At 49.5% G+C, this 20698-nt stretch carries 20 protein-coding genes; 15 read left to right on the top strand and 5 right to left on the bottom strand.

The window, feature by feature from the left end:
• The first annotated feature begins 11 nt into the window (after positions 1-11).
• Positions 12-374, top strand: a complete 363-nt coding sequence (locus PJDR2_RS20030) for a cupin domain-containing protein (protein WP_015845544.1) — start codon at positions 12-14, stop codon at positions 372-374.
• Between the two features lie 200 nt (positions 375-574).
• Here PJDR2_RS20030 and PJDR2_RS20025 read toward each other — a convergent pair whose 3' ends face one another.
• Positions 575-1474 (bottom strand): LysR family transcriptional regulator, encoded by a 900-nt coding sequence (locus PJDR2_RS20025; RefSeq protein WP_015845543.1) that lies wholly within the window; start codon positions 1472-1474, stop codon positions 575-577.
• Between the two features lie 126 nt (positions 1475-1600).
• Here PJDR2_RS20025 and PJDR2_RS20020 point away from each other — a divergent pair, with 126 nt between their 5' ends.
• The 4 genes from PJDR2_RS20020 (at position 1601) to PJDR2_RS20005 (ending at position 5029) form a co-directional block, all read left to right on the top strand.
• A complete protein-coding gene (locus tag PJDR2_RS20020; protein WP_015845542.1) occupies positions 1601-2527 on the top strand; it encodes a DMT family transporter in 927 nt (308 codons plus the stop codon).
• Positions 2528-2676: 149 nt separating this feature from the next.
• On the top strand, positions 2677-2967 hold the full coding sequence (locus PJDR2_RS20015; RefSeq protein ID WP_015845541.1) for a DUF3817 domain-containing protein: 291 nt from the start codon (positions 2677-2679) through the stop codon (positions 2965-2967).
• Positions 2968-3165: 198 nt separating this feature from the next.
• A complete protein-coding gene (locus PJDR2_RS20010) occupies positions 3166-4098 on the top strand; it encodes an ABC transporter ATP-binding protein (RefSeq protein WP_015845540.1) in 933 nt (310 codons plus the stop codon).
• Complete coding sequence (locus PJDR2_RS20005) at positions 4091-5029, top strand: ABC transporter permease (RefSeq protein ID WP_015845539.1); 939 nt, start codon at positions 4091-4093, stop codon at positions 5027-5029. Before PJDR2_RS20010 ends, PJDR2_RS20005 begins: the two co-directional genes overlap by 8 nt.
• A 62-nt stretch (positions 5030-5091) precedes the next feature.
• Here the strand turns inward: PJDR2_RS20005 and PJDR2_RS20000 are convergent, their stop codons facing one another.
• Genes PJDR2_RS20000 through PJDR2_RS19990 form a run of 3 tightly spaced genes read right to left on the bottom strand, consistent with a single transcriptional unit; the run spans position 5092 to position 7728 of the window.
• Positions 5092-5946: an ABC transporter permease gene (locus PJDR2_RS20000; RefSeq protein ID WP_015845538.1), complete on the bottom strand. Its 855-nt coding sequence runs from the start codon at positions 5944-5946 to the stop codon at positions 5092-5094.
• On the bottom strand, positions 5930-6733 hold the full coding sequence (locus PJDR2_RS19995; RefSeq protein ID WP_015845537.1) for an ABC transporter permease: 804 nt from the start codon (positions 6731-6733) through the stop codon (positions 5930-5932). Before PJDR2_RS19995 ends, PJDR2_RS20000 begins: the two co-directional genes overlap by 17 nt.
• Entirely contained in the window at positions 6730-7728 is a 999-nt protein-coding gene (locus PJDR2_RS19990; RefSeq protein ID WP_015845536.1) for an ABC transporter ATP-binding protein, read from the bottom strand. Before PJDR2_RS19990 ends, PJDR2_RS19995 begins: the two co-directional genes overlap by 4 nt.
• A gap of 328 nt (positions 7729-8056) precedes the next feature.
• Here PJDR2_RS19990 and PJDR2_RS19985 point away from each other — a divergent pair, with 328 nt between their 5' ends.
• The 4 genes from PJDR2_RS19985 to PJDR2_RS19970 all read left to right on the top strand — a co-directional run bounded on the left by PJDR2_RS19985 (position 8057) and on the right by PJDR2_RS19970 (position 13088).
• Positions 8057-8974: an EamA family transporter gene (locus tag PJDR2_RS19985; RefSeq protein ID WP_015845535.1), complete on the top strand. Its 918-nt coding sequence runs from the start codon at positions 8057-8059 to the stop codon at positions 8972-8974.
• 184 nt (positions 8975-9158) lie between these two features.
• Positions 9159-9500: a hypothetical protein gene (locus PJDR2_RS19980; protein WP_015845534.1), complete on the top strand. Its 342-nt coding sequence runs from the start codon at positions 9159-9161 to the stop codon at positions 9498-9500.
• Positions 9497-11251, top strand: coding sequence for an ABC transporter ATP-binding protein (locus PJDR2_RS19975; RefSeq protein ID WP_015845533.1), 1755 nt, complete (start codon positions 9497-9499; stop codon positions 11249-11251). Before PJDR2_RS19980 ends, PJDR2_RS19975 begins: the two co-directional genes overlap by 4 nt.
• Complete coding sequence (locus tag PJDR2_RS19970; protein ID WP_015845532.1) at positions 11235-13088, top strand: ABC transporter ATP-binding protein; 1854 nt, start codon at positions 11235-11237, stop codon at positions 13086-13088. Before PJDR2_RS19975 ends, PJDR2_RS19970 begins: the two co-directional genes overlap by 17 nt.
• A 63-nt stretch (positions 13089-13151) precedes the next feature.
• On the opposite strand, the gene PJDR2_RS19965 is transcribed toward PJDR2_RS19970, so the two are convergent.
• Positions 13152-14249 (bottom strand): glycoside hydrolase family 88/105 protein, encoded by a 1098-nt coding sequence (locus tag PJDR2_RS19965; protein WP_015845531.1) that lies wholly within the window; start codon positions 14247-14249, stop codon positions 13152-13154.
• Positions 14250-14399: 150 nt separating this feature from the next.
• Between PJDR2_RS19965 and PJDR2_RS19960 the strand changes: the two genes are divergently transcribed.
• The 6 genes from PJDR2_RS19960 (at position 14400) to PJDR2_RS19935 (ending at position 20581) form a co-directional block, all read left to right on the top strand.
• Positions 14400-15230, top strand: a complete 831-nt coding sequence (locus tag PJDR2_RS19960; protein WP_015845530.1) for an AraC family transcriptional regulator — start codon at positions 14400-14402, stop codon at positions 15228-15230.
• Between the two features lie 96 nt (positions 15231-15326).
• On the top strand, positions 15327-15821 hold the full coding sequence (locus PJDR2_RS19955) for a hypothetical protein (RefSeq protein ID WP_015845529.1): 495 nt from the start codon (positions 15327-15329) through the stop codon (positions 15819-15821).
• A 93-nt stretch (positions 15822-15914) separates the two neighbouring features.
• Positions 15915-16910 carry a DUF1835 domain-containing protein gene (locus PJDR2_RS19950; protein WP_015845528.1) on the top strand — a complete coding sequence of 332 codons (996 nt, stop codon included), beginning with the start codon at positions 15915-15917 and terminating at the stop codon, positions 16908-16910.
• Between the two features lie 385 nt (positions 16911-17295).
• Positions 17296-18750 (top strand): ABC transporter substrate-binding protein, encoded by a 1455-nt coding sequence (locus tag PJDR2_RS19945; RefSeq protein WP_015845527.1) that lies wholly within the window; start codon positions 17296-17298, stop codon positions 18748-18750.
• Between the two features lie 85 nt (positions 18751-18835).
• Positions 18836-19726: a carbohydrate ABC transporter permease gene (locus PJDR2_RS19940; RefSeq protein WP_015845526.1), complete on the top strand. Its 891-nt coding sequence runs from the start codon at positions 18836-18838 to the stop codon at positions 19724-19726.
• A gap of 21 nt (positions 19727-19747) precedes the next feature.
• Positions 19748-20581 (top strand): carbohydrate ABC transporter permease, encoded by an 834-nt coding sequence (locus tag PJDR2_RS19935; protein ID WP_015845525.1) that lies wholly within the window; start codon positions 19748-19750, stop codon positions 20579-20581.
• Positions 20582-20698: the final 117 nt, after the last annotated feature.

The raw sequence follows: 20698 nt of genomic DNA, 5'->3' as shown, positions 1-20698 counted from the left end.
GGTGAACTAATATGGCGACAATCTCGGATTTGCGCAAGGAAGAAGAGGGGCGTATCCTGCCGATGGATTGGGGGAAAATCCATTGGTTATGCGGCCAGGAGATCGACCCGGAGTCGGAAATGACCTTCGGAATGGTCTATATTGAAGCGGGTCAATCCAATGGCAGACATATTCATCCCAATTGCGAAGAGCTTATCTTCGTATTATCCGGTGAATGCGACCATACGCTGGGAGACGAAGTTTTCCATCTGGAGCCGGGCATGATGCTGCGGATTCCCCGCGGCATCCCGCATAATGCTACGGTAACAAGCTGGGAGCCATGCCGGATGATTATTGCCTACTCGGCTCCTGACCGCCAGACGATAGGAGAATAGCGGTTAAATAGCAACCTGCGCGTTTTAATGTTCTTCCGATCGCCATTGCTCAGGGATTCCTTGAATGAATGAGGTTTTCCAGAATCATTAAAATGCTCCGTTTGCCATTAACCGGTCAATGAAATACTTGATCAAAAAAAGAAAAATAGCGTTGCAGGGATAGCTCTCTGCAACGCTATTTTTATGACGCGAGCTGTTTTTCAGCGAGCGAACCCCTTTTTTGGCTCGGCTTCGAAGGGGAACAGCTTCCGTGCCGACTCCATAAATGTTTTTACCGCGATGGTGCAGTCCTCCAACGGACCGGAAGCGATATGAATATCCCGGTAAGCAGCGGGAGAGATTTGTTTTAGGACTATTCCCGGGGGAAGGTCCAGAAGGGACAGCTCGGACATGACGGCTAATCCTTCACCCGCAAGAATCATCTGAAGCGCGGTTCTGTAGTTGTACAGAATGTATTTAATAGTTGGCGTTTCACCGGAGCCTTCAAACCACTTTAAGACCGGGGGCTCATAGCCGGCTTTGCATATGAGCATGGGCTCATCCCGTAAATCTTCGGGGCTAATAATCCCTTTCTCATTCAGCGGATGATCGTCTCGCATAACCGCGTAAATACCCTCGCGGTAGAGAGGATAAGAATGAGCCGTTTTGTCGGATGGGATAAGCAGGCCAACGTCAATTTCGCGGTTATCCAGCCATTCCTGCACATCGGCGATCGTACCTTCAACGATGCTGAATTCCAGGTTGGGATATTGCTGCTTAATATGACTGATCAGTTTCGGTACAAAATAAGTAGCGGCAACCGGGAATGCTCCGATACGGACGCTGCCGGTTTCCATTCCTTTTTCGCTGGCGATTTCCTGGTCGATCTTATCATACCCTTGAAGAATTTCCCGGAAAGTCCGGACAATCCGCTCTCCAACAGGAGTAAGGGCAACTCCGTGACGGCGGTCCCTGATAAGCAGCGTAACCCCAAGCTCGCGTTCCAAGGTTGTAACGGCACGGCTGACGGCAGGCTGTGTCATATTCATTTTCTCCCCGGCGGTTGTAAAGCTGCGGGTCTCCGAAATGGCAACAATCAATTGAAGAAGTGATTTGTTCATAACATATTTGATATCTCCTTCATGATATATATTCATTTTATTTATGATGAGGTTTATTGTAACATGAATATAGACCAAGAGAAAGAAAGACCTGGAGGAGTTAACCGGGGAGAGGAGAGTTTGAGGATGAAAACAAAAGCATGGCTTTTTCTAGTATTGGCGAATCTGTTCTGGGCGGGGAATTTAATCTTCGGCAAGTCGGTTACGGCCGAATTTCCGCCGATCTGGGTAGCCTTCCTACGTTGGGCAATTGCGGCTATGGCCCTGATACCGATGGCTCAGCTTATTGAAAAACCAAACTGGAGGAAAGTGTGGAAAGCCAACTGGGGGATCTTGTTATTCCTGTCGCTGGTAGGCGTCGTATTCTACACCCTGCTTACTTACACCGCTTTGCAGCACACCTCATCAACAAACGGCAGCCTGATTAACAGCTTGACTCCGGCGGTTATGATCGTGTTGTCGCTGCTGTTCCTGAAAGAAAAAATGACGGTGTGGCAGGGAGCAGGACTAGTATTATCCTTCCTGGGTGTGCTGACGGTATTAACGAAGGGGCATCTGCTCGGCGTATTTCGCACACCTTATAATGAAGGAGACGGCATCTTGCTGATCGCGGTATTCTTGTGGGCAATCTATTCGATCATCAGCAAACGTGCGCAGCATCTTCCTCCGATTACGTTTGTGGCCTTTACTGCTGTTATTGGCGTCGTATTCATGGTTCCGCTGCTGTTTATCCAGCCATTACAGACTGAACATACAACAGCCCTTGGAGTAACCGGAGTTATTTATCTTGGCCTATTCCCTTCCATTGGTTCGTTCTTGTTCTGGAATCAAGGGGTCAAACAGCTTGGACCTGGCAAAGCCAGCATTACGATGAATCTGATGCCGATCTTTACGGCTATCCTGTCCGTACTGACGGGACAACAGCTGCTAGCTTCTCAAATCGTAGGCGGAGTTATCGTTATCGCAGGAATGCTGCTGTCGGCGAACCTTATCAAACGGTCGGATAGAAATGGCACTAAGCGGATGACTAAACATCGGACTGGTGTCATATAAACAAAAAGGCGGTTCTCAAAGTCTTTCACTTTGGGAGCCGCCTTTTTGTTTGGTCATGGAATGGACACGAATTCATAATAAATGCAGGAACGAAGAGCAGGCGGATTACGTAATAGATTCTATTGAAAAAAACGAAAGGAAGTGTATGCATGCAACAATCCGTCCGGACATGGTTTCGCTGGATCAGCTATTTGGAAGCAATCTCGTTTCTAGTTCTATTGGGAATAGCGATGCCTTTGAAATATATGTTCGATAGTCCGGAGGCCGTTGCGGTGACGGGCGGTATTCACGGGTTCTTGTTTTCTGTTTATTTGGTAGCTATTGCAGTGATGGCGGTTCTGTTCAAATGGAAGATTATCCGCATAGCCGGGGCGATTCTGGCCGCTTTTTTACCGTTTGGCCCTTTTGTTCTGGAACGAAGATTAAAAACGGAAGCTTAGAATCGCATGTGAGAAAAGCCCAGGCTCTTTCCAAGATTGTTGGAGAGAGTCCGGGCTTTTCTTTTTTTAAAATTTTATTTTTTAACAACAAAAAATAACTTCAAGTCAATAATGATTTTTTGCAAAACGATAAATACCGTGATAATATCTAGACGGTTATCTATAGCGATATTTATTGTTTGGGAGGCTTTCAAATTTATGAGCAGCGAACCTGTTATTAGTCTGCAGAATGTAACAAAGCGGATAGGGAGAAAAAACATTATCGATGATCTTACCTTTGACGTGCCGCAGGGCGAAATATTTGGTTTTCTTGGACCCAATGGTGCAGGAAAGACAACGACCATCCGAATGATTGTGGGTCTGATGTCGATTACCCAAGGGCAAATCTTGATCAAAGGAAAAAATATCAAGACCGAATTCGAACAGGCCATCCGCCATGTTGGTGCCATTGTGGAAAATCCCGAGATGTACAAATATTTGAGCGGCTACCATAATCTTGTCCATTATGCCCGTATGATTCCTGGCGTGACCAAGGAACGGATCGATGAGGTTGTTTCTCTTGTTAAGCTGGAAAGCCGTATTCATGAAAAGGTCCGAAAGTACTCGCTAGGCATGCGCCAGCGACTTGGCGTAGCGCAAGCTTTGCTGCATAGGCCATCCTTATTGATTCTGGATGAGCCTACAAACGGTCTTGACCCTGAGGGTATTCGCGAGCTGCGCGATTATTTACGGCATTTGACCCGTACGGAAGGCATTACGGTCGTTGTCTCCAGCCATCTGCTCTCGGAGATGGAGCTGATGTGCGATCGGGTCGCCATACTTCAGCGGGGCAAGCTGATTGACGTGAAGCCGATTGATTATTTTACCCAAGGGAACGATCCGGTCCAAACCTATCGGATTGAAGCGCAGCTAACCGAACGGGCTATGGCGGCTATTGGGCAGCTTGAAGGAATACAGGAACTTAAAGTTTCGGAAGAAGGCTTCATAGAAGTGACAACAGAGAGGGAGCGTATCCCCGATATTCTGGTTGAGCTTATGAAGAACCAAATTCGGGTCTATGGCGTGCAAAGGGTTCGCCGTTCCTTAGAGGATGGGTTCCTGGAATTAACGGGAGGTGGGCAGCTTGTTTAATTTGGTGCTTAACGAAAATATGAAAATTTACAGAAGGACTCGAACCTGGATCCTCATCGGACTTATGGCTGCCTTTGTTATATTCGGTAACATCATGATGTGGCATGACGGGAAGGACGCTCAAGGCGAAGGCTGGAAGTCTGAACTGAAGCAAGAGAAGCAAATGTGGAGCGATCATTTAAAAAACTCTGACCCGAATGAAGAGAACCGTGCGTACTATGAGGACAGGATTGCTGTCATCGACTATCATCTTGAGCATAATATTCGCACAACAAAAGGAACGATTTGGGATGGGATCAATGAGTCGGCAAATCTCGGAATATTGATCACTCTTTTTACCATTATTATTGCAGGAGATATCGTAGCCAGCGAATTCGCAACCGGCACCATCAAGCTGCTGCTCATTCGCCCGGCCAGCCGGATTAGAATCCTTGTCTCCAAGTATATCTCTATCCTGTTGTTCAGCATGGTCCTGCTGCTTACTTTGTTTATCCTATCTGTTGTGCTGAACGGAATTCTGCATGGCTTTCACGATATGGATTTGCCTCTGGTAAGCATAACGGATGGACATATCGCCGAAAAAAATATGTTCCTTCATCTATGGGAAACGTATATGCTCAATGGCGTGTCCACAATTATGTATGTCACGATAGCGTTTATGATCTCGTCCGCTTTCCGCAGCAGCGCGATGTCTATCGGATTTTCCATCGGAATTTTATTTGCGGGCAATATATTATTGCAGTTGCTGCAACGGTATGAGTGGAGCAAATACCTGTTATTCGCTAATACGGATCTAACACAGTATTTGGAGGGCAAGCCTTTCCAGGACGGAATGACGCTTTCCTTCTCCATTATCGTTCTTGTTATATACTTCCTGGTGTTTAATCTCATATCCTGGCTGATGTTCACGCGAAGAGACGTGGCGGCTTAAAGCAAAAAAGATCGAATCCCGATTTCTCCAAGGTTTCGATCTTTTTCTCTTCCCGTTAAAAGTTAACGTCTTAATCCCATCATATTGCCCGAGGTATATCTTCTTAAACCTCTATAAAAGAGCAGGATCCCTCCGGCGCACAAGAGAGCTGTCATGCCTAATGCGCCGTACATGAAGGGAAGGTTAATTTCGCGAATGAACGATACCGGCATGCTGCTGATGAAGCCAGCCGGAATAACGGTGAACAGGACAAGCCGGCCGAACCCTTTGAATATGGCCGTGGGGTAAGTGGCAAAGACAAGCAGCGCGTTAAACAGCTGAAAGCTTAATCCTTCCGTATTGCCAAGCCAGAACGAAAGACAACCGGCAATAACGCAGAAGAAAATAAAGATCATGCCGGAAATAAGCAGCGCTGCAATAAATTTAACGATTCCAACCGGGGAGACGTCGCCAAACCCTACAAAGATGAATATGGCAAACAGCAGATCGCCGATCGCGCTCACCGACATGCGGCTGATCAACACGTTCAAAAGCACCGGCTTAGGCTGAGCCAGGTAGACATCGAGTTGTCCGGTAGCGATTAGATTGGCCAGCCGGGTTGCGTTGCCGAAGAAGACGGACATGATTCCGAATCCGCCCGACGCGGCCGCCCACATCATCATAACATCCTGAAGCGTCCAGCCGTTAAGCACGGGGAAACGTTTGAAGTACATGCCCCAGAATATGATCCACACGATATTATTTACGATCATGGATCCAACCGTTAGAAGGAAGCTGAACCGGAATTCCATGGCACCCGCCAGGTTAAGCCTCCAGCTTGCCGCCGTGAACCGGAGCAGGCGCCCGAGCCTGCCTGGCTGGTCATGCTCGGATATACCCGCATGACCCGTATGCGACTTTTCATCCGCCATTAACATTGAGCTTTCGCACCCCTTTCCGGTATAACAGCCATACCATCACTCCAATAATGACTACCCACAGCCATTGTATGGCAAGGGCGCGAGAGATCTCGCCAAGATGCATGCCAACTGCCGTGCGGGCCGGAAAATAAACGACGGTCTGAAAAGGCAGCCAGTGACCGATTCGCTGCAGGCTTTCCGGAAACAGCTCTAACGGCATCAGCATCCCGCCAATGGTAAACAAAATCTTGTTATACACGAATTCGAGCCCGCGAGTTTCCTCCACCCAAAAGGCGCTAAGGGCAACAAGCATGCCGAGCATAAAGTTAACGGTGAAACCGCCAAGCGCCATAATCGGAAGCCAAGCGAGGCCGATACCGACAGGCAAGGGACCAACAAGCAGCAAACCAATCGCTGACCCAAGTATCAGGTTAATGACGTAACGGATAGCTACCTCGCTCATATACTCGGCATAATGGAACGCAATGAAGCTTACCGGCCGGATGAGCTTGAAGGCAACGTCGCCGCTTTTCACTTCCTCTTCGATCCGGGTACTAAGACTTGGAGTTGCGAGCACCATGGATTCGGTAAATACGAGATACCACATCATCTGTTTAAAGGTATAGCCATTAATCGTTGCTGTTCCTTCTCCAGCAAACGTCGTTTGCCATAACTGCATGAAAATATATAAGATCAGCAGCAAAAATACGGACCGTATCAGAAAATCAACTACATAGGCCAGCTGGCTGCGCAGCGTGATTTTACCGATAAACACATATTTCGCCGGCTTGGAGAGACTGATCACATAACCGCCTCCTTCGTGCGAAACGTCCCGTAAATCCTTGTTATAATATCCTCCATCGGCGGATCCTGAACGGTCATATCGACAATGCGATGGCTCGCCATCAAGGTCGACAGGACGGATTCGATCGTTGTAAGTCCGGTGTCGACGCTGAGCGACAAGCGCGATCCATCCCGGCTCAGCACCTCCACGCCTTCAAGCGCCATATGCCCCGGATCATCCTCCAGCAGGAGCTGAACCGTCTTATGCGTCAGGAATTGCTGCTTCATGAAGTCGACCCGTCCGTCAAACACAAGTCCTCCATGGTTAATCACAATCGCACGGTCGCATAACTTTTCGACATCGCCGGCATCATGGGAGGTTAGGAAGATTGTCGTACCTTCTTCGCGGTTCATCTCCAGAATCAGCTCACGGATTCTTTGCTTGACGACCGCGTCCAGTCCAATCGTCGGCTCATCGAGAAACAGAGCCTGCGGACGGTGAATGAGGGAAGCGGCAATCTCGCAGCGCATCCGTTCACCCAGGGACAGCTTCCGCACGGGGGTATGCAAGTAAGGGCCAAGCTCGAAGCGTTCGATCAGATTGTCGCGGCGCGCCTTGTAATCCTCCCGGCGGAGCTCGTAAATCCGGCTCATCAGCTCAAAGGTATCAAGCGGCGGGAGATGGTACCACAGCTGCGACTTCTGCCCGAATACGGAGCCGATTCGGTAAGCCAGCCTTGACCGTTCCGTCCACGGACAACAGCCTAATACTTCCGCCTTCCCGGAGGTTGGATGGAGAATGCCGGTCAGCATTTTGATCGTTGTTGATTTGCCCGCGCCGTTAGGCCCGAGAAAAGCGACCGTCTCTCCTTGCTCGGCGGAGAACGTAATGCCTTCGACGGCGGCTTTGTCCGCATAATGCGGCTTAATCAACGACTTGAGACTGCCGATAAACCCGGCTTGCTTTTTCTTGATTTGAAAGATCTTCTCCAACTGCTCAACCTCGATAGACCTCACTCTACTCACCCCTTAATTATTTTCCTGCAAAAAAGGGAAAGACCTCCGCAAAGTCTCGCCCTAATCTTGCAGGCGGAACTTTCCGAAGGTCTTTTATTCCTCACGGTGTAGCTTGGCGTCTACCCGCGCAAGCCGGCTTCGCTTGGTTCGCCATCCTGATGGAGTCGGATCCCTAGAAGCCCTTCCGAAAAACGTTTTTCCACATATTAACATGATACGTTAGGTGTGGCAACAGCTTTTTGCTTGCGAAATTTTATCCTGCAAGAGCATTGCCACTTGGCGGTTTCCTGTCTAAGATTAGGAGAATGGGAAGGGGATCGTTTACGTTATGTGGATCGTATTTTCAATATTTGCAGCCTTATGTTTTGGGTTGAGAGGAATTTTGTATCATTATACGAGTCAGCTTCCGTTAAGCCGAACCGTGCTGTTATGCGGCGTGTTCTCGATGGGGGCTGTCATCTGCGGAGTTACGGCACTGTTGTCCGGTCAGCCTTGGACGTCTGCGGCTCTTGTCGGCATTCAGATGGGCGTGTTTTCGTTTGTGGCCAATGCCAGCATGTTCAAGGGTTTTGCCGTAGGCAAAGCTTCGCTTGTTGCGATCATTACGGCACTTCCAGCCGTTCTCGTAGTCATAGGTGCATACCTGATGTGGGGAGAGGCGCTAAAGTATACCCAGTTGGCTGCCTTTGTTGTTATTGTGGCGGGAATATTGCTCGTACGGTATTCCAATGACCTCTCACTGAAAAATCTACAAGGTGCGCAATGGGGGCTTTTGTCTCTCGTGATGTTCGCCTGCAATGATTTGTCCGGCTCCTGGTCAACCAAGCTCGAAGCGCCGCTGTTCCCTACGCTGTTCTTTATGTTTACCTCTGGGTCCATTTGTTACGGCATTTGGTGGGTGAAGGACCGACTGGCTAGCAAGAGATACGGCCTGGCTGCCGCAACGGCGGAGGCAACGGTGGCAGCTGCCGCTGAGGATAGCCGGAATCCGGGCAAAAGGTGGAGCGAACGCCGCACCTTCCTGACGGGGATGCTCGTTGGGACAACCAACGCGGTTGGCATGATGATGATTGTAACGGCCTTTGATCTTGGCAAGGCAGGGCTTGTGTCTGCGGTAACCGCTTTGAATGTGCTGATCGTGCTTCTCTATACCCGGTTTGTCGTGAAGGAAAGCTTCACGAGGCTTGAAATAACAGGAATGGCATGCGCGTTTGGCGGAATTCTCTTCTTGCGGTTAGTCGCATAAGGAAATAAACAGTAAGCGTCATCAGGTCCTAGAACCTGGATGGCGCTTTTTTCTGCGATCCAGAGAATCGATTGTTAATTATTTGAAAATTATAACTTGACAGTCATTTGTGATGCGTATACATTTGTATACATAAAGAGAAGTGTATACGAATGTATACATCTATTGAAGGAGGCATAGACATATGCGTAACGGGCAAGGACACAGAGGCAGGCATCCCTTTAAGGAGGAGTGCAAGAATCGGGACGGAGGCAAAGCGCAAACGTTCCGGCGCGGCAGAGCGCTTGCATTTCTGGAGAAGCTTACGATTACCCGCACAACGTTGCAACGTCAGTTGAATGATCCGGCTTTTGAAGCGATTAAACCGGTGATCAGCGGCGAATTGAAGGCGACGGAAGCCATTATGGAAGAGTTTATTCACGTATTTCAGCTACACGAGCTGCCTGAGGAAGACATTCCTTCCGAAGAGGCTGCGGCTGGGGAAGAGAGCAGCTCTGAATCCACTAATGGAAGTGATGAGTCTTGAAATCAGAAGGTGTATTAAAACCGTATTTCAGACAGACCTGGCATATTTATCTCGGATCGTTTACCCTTCATGCGGCAGCCAGTATCGTCTTCGCTTATTTTCCGAAGGTGCTTGGGGATTTTACGGATAAGTTGAAGGGCGGAGAGCTTGGCTCCCAGGATGTTGCGCATTTCAGCTTGATGCTTGTTCTGATTGGAGCGGGTTATGCCTTGCTGGGGGGATACGGTCAATACCTGGTCATGTATGTCGGACGGTTGTTCGAATACATGACCCGTCGTCGTCTATTTACTCATTTTTCCGGTCTTAGCGAGCACTACTACTCGAAGAACGGCGTCGGCAAAATGCTGAACTACTTCATGAACGACGTAACCGGCGTCCGGGAATCCATCTCCATGGGCATTAACCAGACGGCTATGGCCTCCATGCTGCTCGTCTCCTGCGTAGGGGCGATGATTCTTAGCGATATTCCGCTCTATCTTATCGCTGCTTCCGTTGGACCTCTGATCTTTATCCCTTGGATTGTCATCAGGATTGGTCCGGTTATCCGTCAGCGTTCCCGCAAAGTGCAGGAGGCGCTTGGCACGATGACGGAGTCCGCGGAGGAGCAGTTCGGCGGCATCCGCGTGACGAAGAAGTTTGCAGTGGAGCCTATTATGATTAAGCGGTTTGGCAACAAGGTCGATCAGATCAAGACCAACCAGCTGTCGCTGGTACGGATCAGCTCGCTGTTCCAGGCAACGGTGCCTTTCCTCGGCAACCTGTCTCTTATCGTATCTCTGGCTTACGGCGGTTATTTAACGATCAAAGGCGATATATCGCTTGGTAATTTCGTCGCGTTAACGCTGTACGTACGGATGCTGATGAATCCGCTGCAGCAAATTGGCAACGTTATCAATACGGTTCAGCGGTCGCGCGCATCCTTGCAGCGGCTTAACGAATTAATCGCGGTTCAGCCGGATATTGTGGAGACCGATAAGGCGACAACGATTAATCTTTCCGCAAGTCCGATTCGCATGGAGAATTTAACGTTTACTTATCCCGGTGCTTCACAACCTTCGCTGGAGCATATTGATCTTGTTATACAGCCCGGAATGACGCTTGGCATTGTAGGGCGTACGGGCAGCGGCAAAACAACGCTCGTCAAGCAGCTGCTCCGGGTGTACGATCCGCCGGCCGATGCCATTCATATCGGATCCGAAGACATACGGGAGGTCACGCTTGAGAGCCTGCGCACGCAGATTGCTTACGTACCGCAGGACGGCTTCCTGTTCAGCACAACGGTCGGCGAGAATATTGCCTTTGCACGGCGGCAGGCCGGCCAGGGAGAGATTCATACGGCGGCCAAGCAGGCGCGGATTTACGAGAATATTGCCGAGTTCCCCGAAGGCTTCGAGACGAAGCTGGGAGAAAGGGGCGTCACGCTATCCGGAGGGCAGCGTCAGCGAACAAGTCTGGCGCGCGGCTTTATCATGCAGGCACCTCTTATGATCCTGGATGACAGCGTCAGCGCCGTAGATGCGGTGACCGAATCGGAGATTGTGCACACGATCCAGCAGGAGCGTCAAGGGAAAACAACCATTATTATCGCGCATCGGCTCAGCGCTTTAAAGCATGCGGATCTCATCATCGTATTGGATGAAGGGAAGATCGTTCAGCGGGGCAAGCATGAGGAGCTGCTTGCGGAACCTGGACCTTATGCCGAGCTCCATGCGATTCAAGAGGAGGGAAGCCAATATGCCGACAGCCGTTAACAACTGGCAGATGGATCAGAAGGCGGGTAACGGCAAGCAGCCCAAGCCGCAATACAAGTCTGCTTTTCGCATACTGAAATCTTATATCAGCCCGCACCGGAAGACGTTTACGCTGGTAACCATCTGCACGATTATTGCGATTGCCTCCGAGCTGTTCCAGCCTTATTTGGTTAAAATCGCGATCGACGATAACCTGATGGTAGGCAAGAACGATTACAGCAGCTTGATCGTGATCTGCGCGATTTATCTTGGCTTGTCCCTTTCAAGCTTGTTGTTTACCTATTTGCAGAATAACCTGCTGCAGGATGCCGGGCAAAGCATCGTAGCACGCATCCGGAAACAGTTGTTTGAGCATATTACCAAGCTGTCGATGTCCTATTTCGATAAAACGTCCAGCGGCAGCCTCATAACGCATGTATCGAGCGATACCGAGGCGGTTAACCAGTTTTTCAACCAGGTATTGCTGACCCTGCTGAGGGATGGGCTCACGCTGGTTTCCATTCTGGTCATGATGTTTTATCTCGATACCACGCTAGGGCTGTATTGTCTTCTTCTTCTGCCGATTATTGCGCTTATCGCTATTGGTTTCCGGTCCTTCATGCGCACGACGTATCAGATGGCGCGGACGCGCTTGTCCCGCCTTGTGGCGTTTGTTGCGGAGAATCTGGCGGGTATGAGCTTGATTCAAGTCTTTCATCAGCAAAAGGCGCAAGGTGAACTGTACAAGGAGCGGAACGAGGATTATTTCAAGGCTAATGTCCGCGAGATCCGTACGGCGGTTACGTTTAACCGGACCTTTGATTTGCTCGGAAACCTGACCATTGCTTTTGTTGTCTGGACCGGAGGAAAGGCCGTGCTTGGGCATACGATGGAATTTGGCGTATTGTACGCTTTTATAACTTACATCCGGCAGTTCTTCCAGCCGATCAACGCCATTACCCAGCAGTGGAATACGCTTCAGTCCGCTACGGTAGCGGTCAACCGGATTTGGGGCGTTCTTGATGTCGAGCCCGAAATCAAGGATGAGGCCAAACCTGTGAAAATAAACCATGACGCCGTTCAGGGTCGTGTAGATTATAACCATATTTCGTTCAGCTATGGGAACGGCACTCCGATCTTCCGAGGACTTGATCTCCATATCCGTCCCGGCGAGATGGTCGGAATCGTCGGTACGACCGGCGCGGGCAAAAGCTCGCTCATGAGCTTGTTATGCCGGTTCTATGACGTGAACGAGGGCAGCGTTCAAATCGACGGGAACGATGTCCGGCATATCCCGCAGGCTGAGCTACACCGGATTGTAGGTCTGGTTCAGCAGGAGCCTTACCTGTACGCGGGAAGCATTATCGACAACGTTCGGATGTTTGACGAGTCGATCACCAGGGAAGACGTTATCCGCGCCTGCGAATTTGTCGGAGCGGACCAGTTGATTAACCGTATGGCAGACGGTTACGAGACGAAGCTGTCCGAACGCGGCAGCGGATTATCCGCCGGCGAGCGGCAGCTGATCTCTTTTGCCCGGATTATCGTGTTCCGTCCTAAGATTCTGATTCTGGATGAAGCGACGGCGAACCTCGATTCCCAGACCGAGCAGCTCATTCAACGAGCGCTGCAGGTCGTGTCTGAGGGACGGACGACAATCGTGATCGCCCATCGCTTGTCCACCATTATGCACGCGGACCGGATAATCGTGCTTAGTCACGGAACCATCGTCGAATCGGGAACCCATGCCGAGCTGATTGAGAAGCAAGGCGTATACGAGGAGCTGTACCGCCACTCGCAAGGCGAGGCGGCAGCTACCTCGGAAGAATCCTCGCCGGAAGTGCAGACGATACCTTAAACGCGCGAGAATGAAAAAGCTGAAGCTCTTATTGATGAGAGCTTCAGCTTTTTTTGCGATTAACTAGTTTGGTTGCGGAGCCAAGCTCATCTCCACGCACATCAGGATAAAAGCGCCTGCTCCATGCAGATCGTTCTCGCTTGTTGGGCGGGCAATGTAATGGGCATAATCGCCAATACCCGTGCCGATGCAGATTTGGCCGATAACGACATGGCCGTTGTCATCAAGCTTCAGCGTATCAACGACTCCTTGGTAACCTTTCCACGCGTACTCCAAATATTTAGGATCCAGATAGCCGAATCGCACGGCTTTGGCGATGGCATGCACGTAAAGGGCCGTGCAGGAGTTTTCAAGCCAGTTATCCGGCAGATCCCCTTTATCGACAACCTGATACCATAAGCCGGTAGCGGAATCCTGGTATTTGATGAGCGAGACCAGCAGATCCTGCAGGATCGCGACAAGCGCTTCTTTATCCTTGTGATCCTCCGGCAGGTATTCGAACATTTCAAGCAGGGCAACCGGATACCAGCCAATCGCGCGGCCCCAGAATTCGGGCGCAAGACCGGTCTCCTGATCAGCCCAGGAAGCTTCCTTAGTCTCGTCCCAGCCATGATAGAGTAGTCCGGTAACCGGGTCCTTTGTATGCTTTTCCATCAGGATTGCCTGATAGGCCATCAAGTCAAAATAGTCGCTTTCGCCAAACGTCTTGCCGTACTGAACGGCAATCGGCCCGGCCATATATAATCCGTCAAGCCACATCTGATTCGGATAATGCTCCTTATGCCAGAAGCCGCCGGAAGGATTCGTTTTCCATGATTTGATCAGCGGCACAAGGGAATGCAGCGCTTTCTTGTACCGTTCGTCCCCGGTCTGCTCATACAGATTATACAGGAGAACGCCGGGCTGAATGTCGTCAAGCTCATCCGGCTTATGCTTCTTGATGCGGCCATCCTCCAGCACCTGGCTGTCGACCCAGCGTTTCAGATACTCATAATACTTCGGATTTTGCGTTTCCTTCCAGCATTTCTCCATCCCCGATAAAAAGACGCCCTGATGATAATGGAACCGGTCCGGCGGCAGTTGTTCCGGTTCGAATGTGGCCATTAATGCCTCGCAGGCTTTCTCTGCCCATTGCATGGGGGATAGTACGGTTTTGATCATTTGTATAAGCCTCCCTCTTGTTCATAGATTTATGCTAGCACGAGAAAGTGTGCATTTTTTGCGGAAAATGATGAATTCTTCTTATATCTTGCTGTAATTTAACCGAGGCGTATAATGATAGAAAAAGCACCTGGAGGGAGATGGCTAACGATGGGGGATTTCCAATACGATAACGGAGAGGGAACCTTCTCGGTATCTTACCGCAAAGCCCGGAGCCATAATATGCCCGTCAGCCATTTCCATAGCACCTATGAAATCTTTTGCCTGATGTCCGGGAAGCGGGAGTTTTTTATCAAGGACAGGACCCTTGTTATTCATGAAGGGGATATCGTTATTATCTCGCCGAATATTCTGCATCGGACAACCAATACGGAAACGCCGGAGCATGAACGGCTTATTGTCAATATTCACGAGAAGCATATGGCTGCGGGGAGCTATGTGGATGTCCTGCATCCGTTATCTGAGAGGGAGTATCTGATTGTTAAATGCACGCTTCAAGACCGGTTAGCCATTGAGACTATGCTGCAGACGATGATTGCGGAGATGTCGGAGAAAAAGCCGGGCTTCGAGCTGTACGCGTTGACGCTGGCCTTGCAGCTGCTTCTGATTTGCTGCCGGCATGCGAAGTCAAGCAGCATGGAGACTCTTGAATCGCCAAGCCCGATGCATGAGCGCATTTCGGAGGTTGTGCGGTACATGAACAGCCATTACATGAATGAGCTGTCGCTTCATTTGCTGGCGGAGAAGTTTTACGTAAGCCCTTATTATTTGAGCCGCTTTTTTAAGGAAGCCACAGGCTTTACGTTTGTGGAATATTTGAACAGCGTGAGAATCAAGGAAGCGAAAAAGCTGCTGGAGCAGTCCTCCATGAAAGTTAATCTGATTGCGAAGCGGGTTGGATTCGGCAGCGTGACGCATTTTGGCCGTGTGTTCAAATCGGTTACCGGGTACGTTCCTCTTCACTATAGAAAAGGAAAATAAGGCGGGCGAAAGTTGTCTTCATCCATAAAAGTTCATGAACTTGTCACTTATGAAGAGGGGGGCCGAATCTCTATAATGACAGGGAGAACAGAAAGGATGATGATTGTGCCTGCGAATAAGAGAGAAGAGTTTTACTTTGGATTAATGATGGTGACGGGGATGGCACTGGTCATGATCACGTATAATCTGATGCGTAATGATTTGTTCGGAACGCTTTCCCTGGGAGAAGTTATACTCCAATATGGATTAGGTTTTATGGTTGCGTTTGTCATTGAGATGTTTGTCGTAGGACCCCTTGCGAAAAAAGCCGCCTTCGCGCTGCCGTATGATAAATCCAAGAAAGTATTCGTAATCCTATCCCTTGCCTTCTGCATGGTGACGGGGATGGTACTGTGCATGTCGCTGTACGGACTGATCAGTTCTTCTTTGGCGGACAGCTTGGGAGAGGGATCGTTAATCAAACATTATTTCACGATTGTCCTTCACAATTATATGCTGGCTTTTCCGCTCCAATTGATTGTCATGGGACCGTTGGTACGTTTCTTGTTCAGCAGATACGTTGCGAGAAATCCAATGAAGCTGGCCGCTTAATAGAAAGACCGTGAGTATCCGATTGGGTGCGTCACGGCCTTTTTTTGTATCCTATTAGAAATTTATGGTAGAGTAGTGTGAGAGGTGGAATTGATGAACCGTTACAAGGAATCTATCAACGAGCTCAACGAATGGGAGCTTCGCGTTGTTTTAAATGAATTAATTAATGAAGCAGAAGTGAACTCCGATTCAGGCAAGCTATTGCAAGTTATAGACGACCGAATTGCAGATGCCCGTTCGAAGCGGGAGGAGACCGAACGGCTTCAACGTTTTGTACATATTGTATTTAGTCTATCGGATGCGGGCTCTTTGAAGGTCGCGCTTAGCGAAGCCGGCAGAAGGCATGAAAATAAGGTCTTGGCTTTTAATGACCTGTTCTCGATCGGTCCGATTAAGCATTTGGAACAGCCGGAAGGACAACGGAACAGGCAGCGATGGATGCTTGACCGGTTTTCTCCGTTCCGGGTTTTGAACGATCGCAACAGAGAATCTCAACTAGACCATATGATAGAGGAATTAAGAGCTATTCCCGAGGAGAAATCCGTTATCGTATGGTGCTCCAATAATTCGCATGACCAGACGGGAGTACGGCTCGTTATGCGCTTGTTAAGGGACCGGCAGCAGCCGGTTCAGCTCGTTAACTTTACGGAAAGCCTTCACGAAATGACGATTCCGCCAATTGCGCAAGCTTATGTTGATCGGGGAGTTTATCGCGATATGGTAAGTAATTACGAGAATGCGAGACTTCTATCTTCCAGGGAACGGCTGCAATTTATTGCGGAATGGGAAGAATTATCGAATTCAGACTACGAGCTTCGCCTTTGGCAGAGCGGGGAGATTAAAGGCAGCGAGATCGAAGCGATTGACGGAATTATTGTATCCGCCGCGGTGTCTGCCGTTCAAGAAAGCGGTGACGAAGAAGGATTCGTGAAAGCCGGAACGGTTGTGGCGAAGGTGTTCGAGCATTTTAACCAGGTTATTGGAGACGGCTTTATCGAATACAGGATATGGAGCTTAATCAGCAACGGAGTCTTTGAATTCAGAGGACTGCCGGGGGCGTTATATCAATATTCCATTAAGCTAGGATGATAGAGAGGGGGAAGCTGGGTGCCGAGTCCCAGTTATCGGAAGCAACAGGGCTGCTTGTTGGCTTGGATAACGAAGTGAGAGCATCCGAAGGCAGGCAGCAATCGATAAGGCAGAAGAGAACCTCATTTATTGAGCTTTATTATTAAAAGAATATAGTTAACCCAGAGTTCCGGACGACAAGTGCCGGAGCTCTTTTTTTCGTGCCATGACGCGCTATTATTTGAAGCGATTTTCGGAAGTCATTTAAATAGAGTTTTATGTCGCAATCTTATAGTCGAATCTTCCGATTTTCATTGAATAAAGGTGGAGGTAGATAAATATCTATGAACTATAACCGCATGGAAGCGCTTAACCAAGGGTGGTTGACTAATAGGGAGGGATTACGATGGCTCGCGGTAAAAGATTCTGGTCGATTTCCACATCGCTTGTTCTCTGTTCGACTTTGCTGTTTGCTTGTTCGAATAACGCGAACAACACAAACACGCCTAGCAACAGTCCAAGCACTTCGGCTGACACAGGCACGAAAGAGACGAATGCCGGTCAAACAAACGACGGGGGCACGATAGGAAATACGGAGAAAAAGGTCATTACGATTACTTATCGCGATGACGGAATTGGCGAGCAAGGCGTCATGTACAAATGGATACAAGAGCTCGCGGCGAATTTCCCGGACAAAAGCATAGAGATTAAGGCTACTCCAATCCAGGCGTCCGAAGGAGATTATTTCGCCAAGATTGCTCTTGCGCTCAAGTCGAAGGATACGGCACCGGATATCGTAACGGAGGATACGTTCATTCTGAACTCCGACGCTAGCGCGGGATATCTGACGCCGCTGGACGATAAAGTAGGCGCATGGGAAGACTGGACGAACGGCTCCTTCATCGAAGCGCTGAAAAAAGGCGTTACCGCAAGCGACGGCAAGGTATACGGCGTTCCTTACAATACGGATTCCAGGGGGCTTTGGTATAACAAAGAGCTCTTCAAGAAAGCGGGATTGCCGGAAGAGTGGGCACCAAAGAACTGGGATGAAGTGCTGGATGCAGCAAGAACCATCAAGAGCAAGCTTCCTGACGTCGTGCCAATCTGGATGAACATGGGCAAGGCAACCGGCGAAGCTACCTCCATGCAAACTTATGAAATGCTCCTCTACGGCACGGGCGAGAGACTTTACGATAACGATACCGGCAAATGGATTACGAAGAGCCAAGGCATTAACGATGCGCTCACGTTTATCCAAACGATAAACAAAGAAAAGCTTGGACCGCCTCTTTCGAAGGTTCTGAACGGTCAAGCGGGCAATACGGCTACCCGTGAATACTTGCCGCAAGGCAAGCTCGCGATCTCTCTCGACGGCTCTTGGATTACGGGCAATTATCTGGACGGCGGCGCCGCTCCATGGCCGGAGTACAAGGATGTCCTCGGCTTCGCGCCAATGCCAACCAGCAAAGGTCAGGCACCTGGCTCTATTACGCTTGCCGGCGGCTGGGCATTGTCAATCCCTGCGAACGCGCAGCATAAAGACGAAGCATGGGATGTTATTAAATTCGCCCTGAACAAAGAAAACTCGAAAAAGCTGGTTATCGCATCGGGCAATATTACCGTTCGCGCGGACGTAGGTTCGGATCCGGAATATACTCAAATGCCGTTTAACCAAATCGCAACCGACTATCTGAAAAATGCCGAGTTCCGTCCGGCGCAGGATAAATATCCGGAAGTGTCGACGCAAATTCAGACGATGGTCGAAGCCGTCGCATCCGGTACTTCAGCGAAGGATGCCGCGAACAAATATGCGCAGGATGTGACGCGTATCGTAGGCGCGGATAAAATTTTAGAAAAATAATAGAAAATGGCTTGCTCAAGCATTTCCTCCAGATGCGGCTGCTTGAGCAAGTCTTCTTTTCTGACGGCGGAGGAGGTAGACGAGAATGAGCAGTATAGCCTTAAATGGCATGGCAAAGCGAAAGCGGACATGGACGTGGCTGTATTTTTTGCTGCCCTCCGTGGCCATTATGCTTGTGTTTTTTATTTATCCAATTCTGCTGACCGTGTTCTATTCCTTCACCAACCTGGCTCTAACCGGGGAGGCGGCCAAGAATCTGAATTTTGTCGGCCTGGATAACTATTCGCGGATGTTCGAGGATCCTACGGTTCGGACGAGTATATGGAATACGCTCGTATTCCTGATTGGTTCGGCTGTTATCGGCCAACAGGTCTTAGGGTTCCTGATTGCGCTGCTGATGAAAAACAAAAACAAATGGTTCCGGAGAATTATCGGCACCATCGTATTGGCAGGCTGGGTTACGCCTGAAATCGTGTGCGCGTTATGCTTGTACAGCTTTTTCGCAGATGAAGGAACGCTTAACGCGATTATTACCTCGTTTGGATTCACCGAGGTCACCTGGCTGTACACGGTACCGATGATTACGATCATCCTGGCAAATATTTGGCATGGCACAGCGTTCTCGATGCTTGTATTTCAGGCTGCCCTCGATGATGTGCCTAGCGAGATTGAAGAGGCGGCCATTGTGGACGGCGCTTCGAAATGGCAGGTGCTGACGCGAGTAACGATCCCGTATATCAAGGATTCCATCACAACTAACGCGATGCTTGTTACGCTGCAGACGTTAGGCGTGTTTGGTCTCATCTACGCGATGACGGGCGGGGGACCGGGTACGTCTACAACCACGCTGCCGATCTTTATGTATAATCAAGCTTTCGTCAATTATCAGCTTGGTTACGGCACGGCCATCTCCTTATTGCTGCTGTTCATCGGCATTATCCTTAGCTTGTTCTATATCCGCTCAATGAAAGAGTAAACGGACAAGGAGAACAATTGTATGAGTGCAAAACAACGCAAATGGATCCTTCAACTGCTGCCCTATACCATATTGACGGTCATCGGGATTTGCTTTCTGCTTCCACTCTTATGGGTGCTTGTAGCATCCGTTGATACAAACGCGCTGCAGTCGCTTAAGACGCCTACCCATCTGACGGGGAACAACTATGTTGATGTTCTCACCAACAAAGACAATCAGCGTGCCTTCCTGATTGGCCTCTTGATGTCCGGCAGCCAAGCTGTTTTGGTTGTTATTCTCGGACTTCTGGCGGCTTATCCGTTGTCGCGTTATCAACTTAGATACAAGAAGCCGTTTATGCTGACGATCCTGTTTATGACCTCCTTGCCGATTACCGCCGTGATGGTACCGGTCTATCAGTTGTTTTTGACCTTGAAGCTGTACAACAATATTTTTGGCGTTATCCTTTTCTTTGTGGCTTCTGCGATGCCTTACGGCATATGGATGCTCAAAAACTTCATGGATTCCGTGCCCTCCGAGCTGGAAGAAGCGGCCTGGATCGATGGTGCTTCCGTGTTTGTCGGCATAAGGAAGGTAGTAGCTCCCTTGATGATTCCCGGTATCTGCACGGTTGCGATTTTCACCTTCTCCGGCAGCTGGGGTAATTTCTTCGTGCCGTATATCCTGCTGCAATCGCCGGAGAATTTCCCGGCTTCGCTCAAGATCTACCAGTTCTTCGGGCAGTACGGCATGGCGGATTACGGCAAATTAGCCGCATTCTCGGTGATGTACGCCATCCCGTCAGTCGCTTTGTATATCTTATCCCAGCGCTTTATGTCCAAAGGCTTTAGCATGCAAGGCGGCATGAAGGGGTAAGGAAGAGGACAAAGGAAGTGTGGAAACGAGAGAGAAAACCTTAAATGGCGCTGGCCGTTTAAGGTTTTTTCGTGCCAATTTTTGGACATTTAACTAGTTGACTTCAAATTTCTCTGG

It is taken from the genome of Paenibacillus sp. JDR-2 (assembly GCF_000023585.1).
Lineage (GTDB): Bacteria > Bacillota > Bacilli > Paenibacillales > Paenibacillaceae > Pristimantibacillus.
This window is presented reverse-complemented; position numbering and strand designations above follow the sequence as displayed.

Coding starts and splice junctions, on each gene's coding strand:
- PJDR2_RS19965 (WP_015845531.1), bottom strand. CDS start 14,249: ATGATCAAAACCGTACTATCCCCCATGCAATGGGCAGAGAAAGCCTGC.
- PJDR2_RS19955 (WP_015845529.1), top strand. CDS start 15,327: ATGATGATTGTGCCTGCGAATAAGAGAGAAGAGTTTTACTTTGGATTA.
- PJDR2_RS19960 (WP_015845530.1), top strand. CDS start 14,400: ATGGGGGATTTCCAATACGATAACGGAGAGGGAACCTTCTCGGTATCT.
- PJDR2_RS19935 (WP_015845525.1), top strand. CDS start 19,748: ATGAGTGCAAAACAACGCAAATGGATCCTTCAACTGCTGCCCTATACC.
- PJDR2_RS20030 (WP_015845544.1), top strand. CDS start 12: ATGGCGACAATCTCGGATTTGCGCAAGGAAGAAGAGGGGCGTATCCTG.
- PJDR2_RS20015 (WP_015845541.1), top strand. CDS start 2,677: ATGCAACAATCCGTCCGGACATGGTTTCGCTGGATCAGCTATTTGGAA.
- PJDR2_RS19985 (WP_015845535.1), top strand. CDS start 8,057: ATGTGGATCGTATTTTCAATATTTGCAGCCTTATGTTTTGGGTTGAGA.
- PJDR2_RS19980 (WP_015845534.1), top strand. CDS start 9,159: ATGCGTAACGGGCAAGGACACAGAGGCAGGCATCCCTTTAAGGAGGAG.
- PJDR2_RS20010 (WP_015845540.1), top strand. CDS start 3,166: ATGAGCAGCGAACCTGTTATTAGTCTGCAGAATGTAACAAAGCGGATA.
- PJDR2_RS19970 (WP_015845532.1), top strand. CDS start 11,235: ATGCCGACAGCCGTTAACAACTGGCAGATGGATCAGAAGGCGGGTAAC.
- PJDR2_RS20025 (WP_015845543.1), bottom strand. CDS start 1,474: ATGAACAAATCACTTCTTCAATTGATTGTTGCCATTTCGGAGACCCGC.
- PJDR2_RS20020 (WP_015845542.1), top strand. CDS start 1,601: ATGAAAACAAAAGCATGGCTTTTTCTAGTATTGGCGAATCTGTTCTGG.
- PJDR2_RS19950 (WP_015845528.1), top strand. CDS start 15,915: ATGAACCGTTACAAGGAATCTATCAACGAGCTCAACGAATGGGAGCTT.
- PJDR2_RS19945 (WP_015845527.1), top strand. CDS start 17,296: ATGGCTCGCGGTAAAAGATTCTGGTCGATTTCCACATCGCTTGTTCTC.
- PJDR2_RS20000 (WP_015845538.1), bottom strand. CDS start 5,946: ATGTTAATGGCGGATGAAAAGTCGCATACGGGTCATGCGGGTATATCC.
- PJDR2_RS19940 (WP_015845526.1), top strand. CDS start 18,836: ATGAGCAGTATAGCCTTAAATGGCATGGCAAAGCGAAAGCGGACATGG.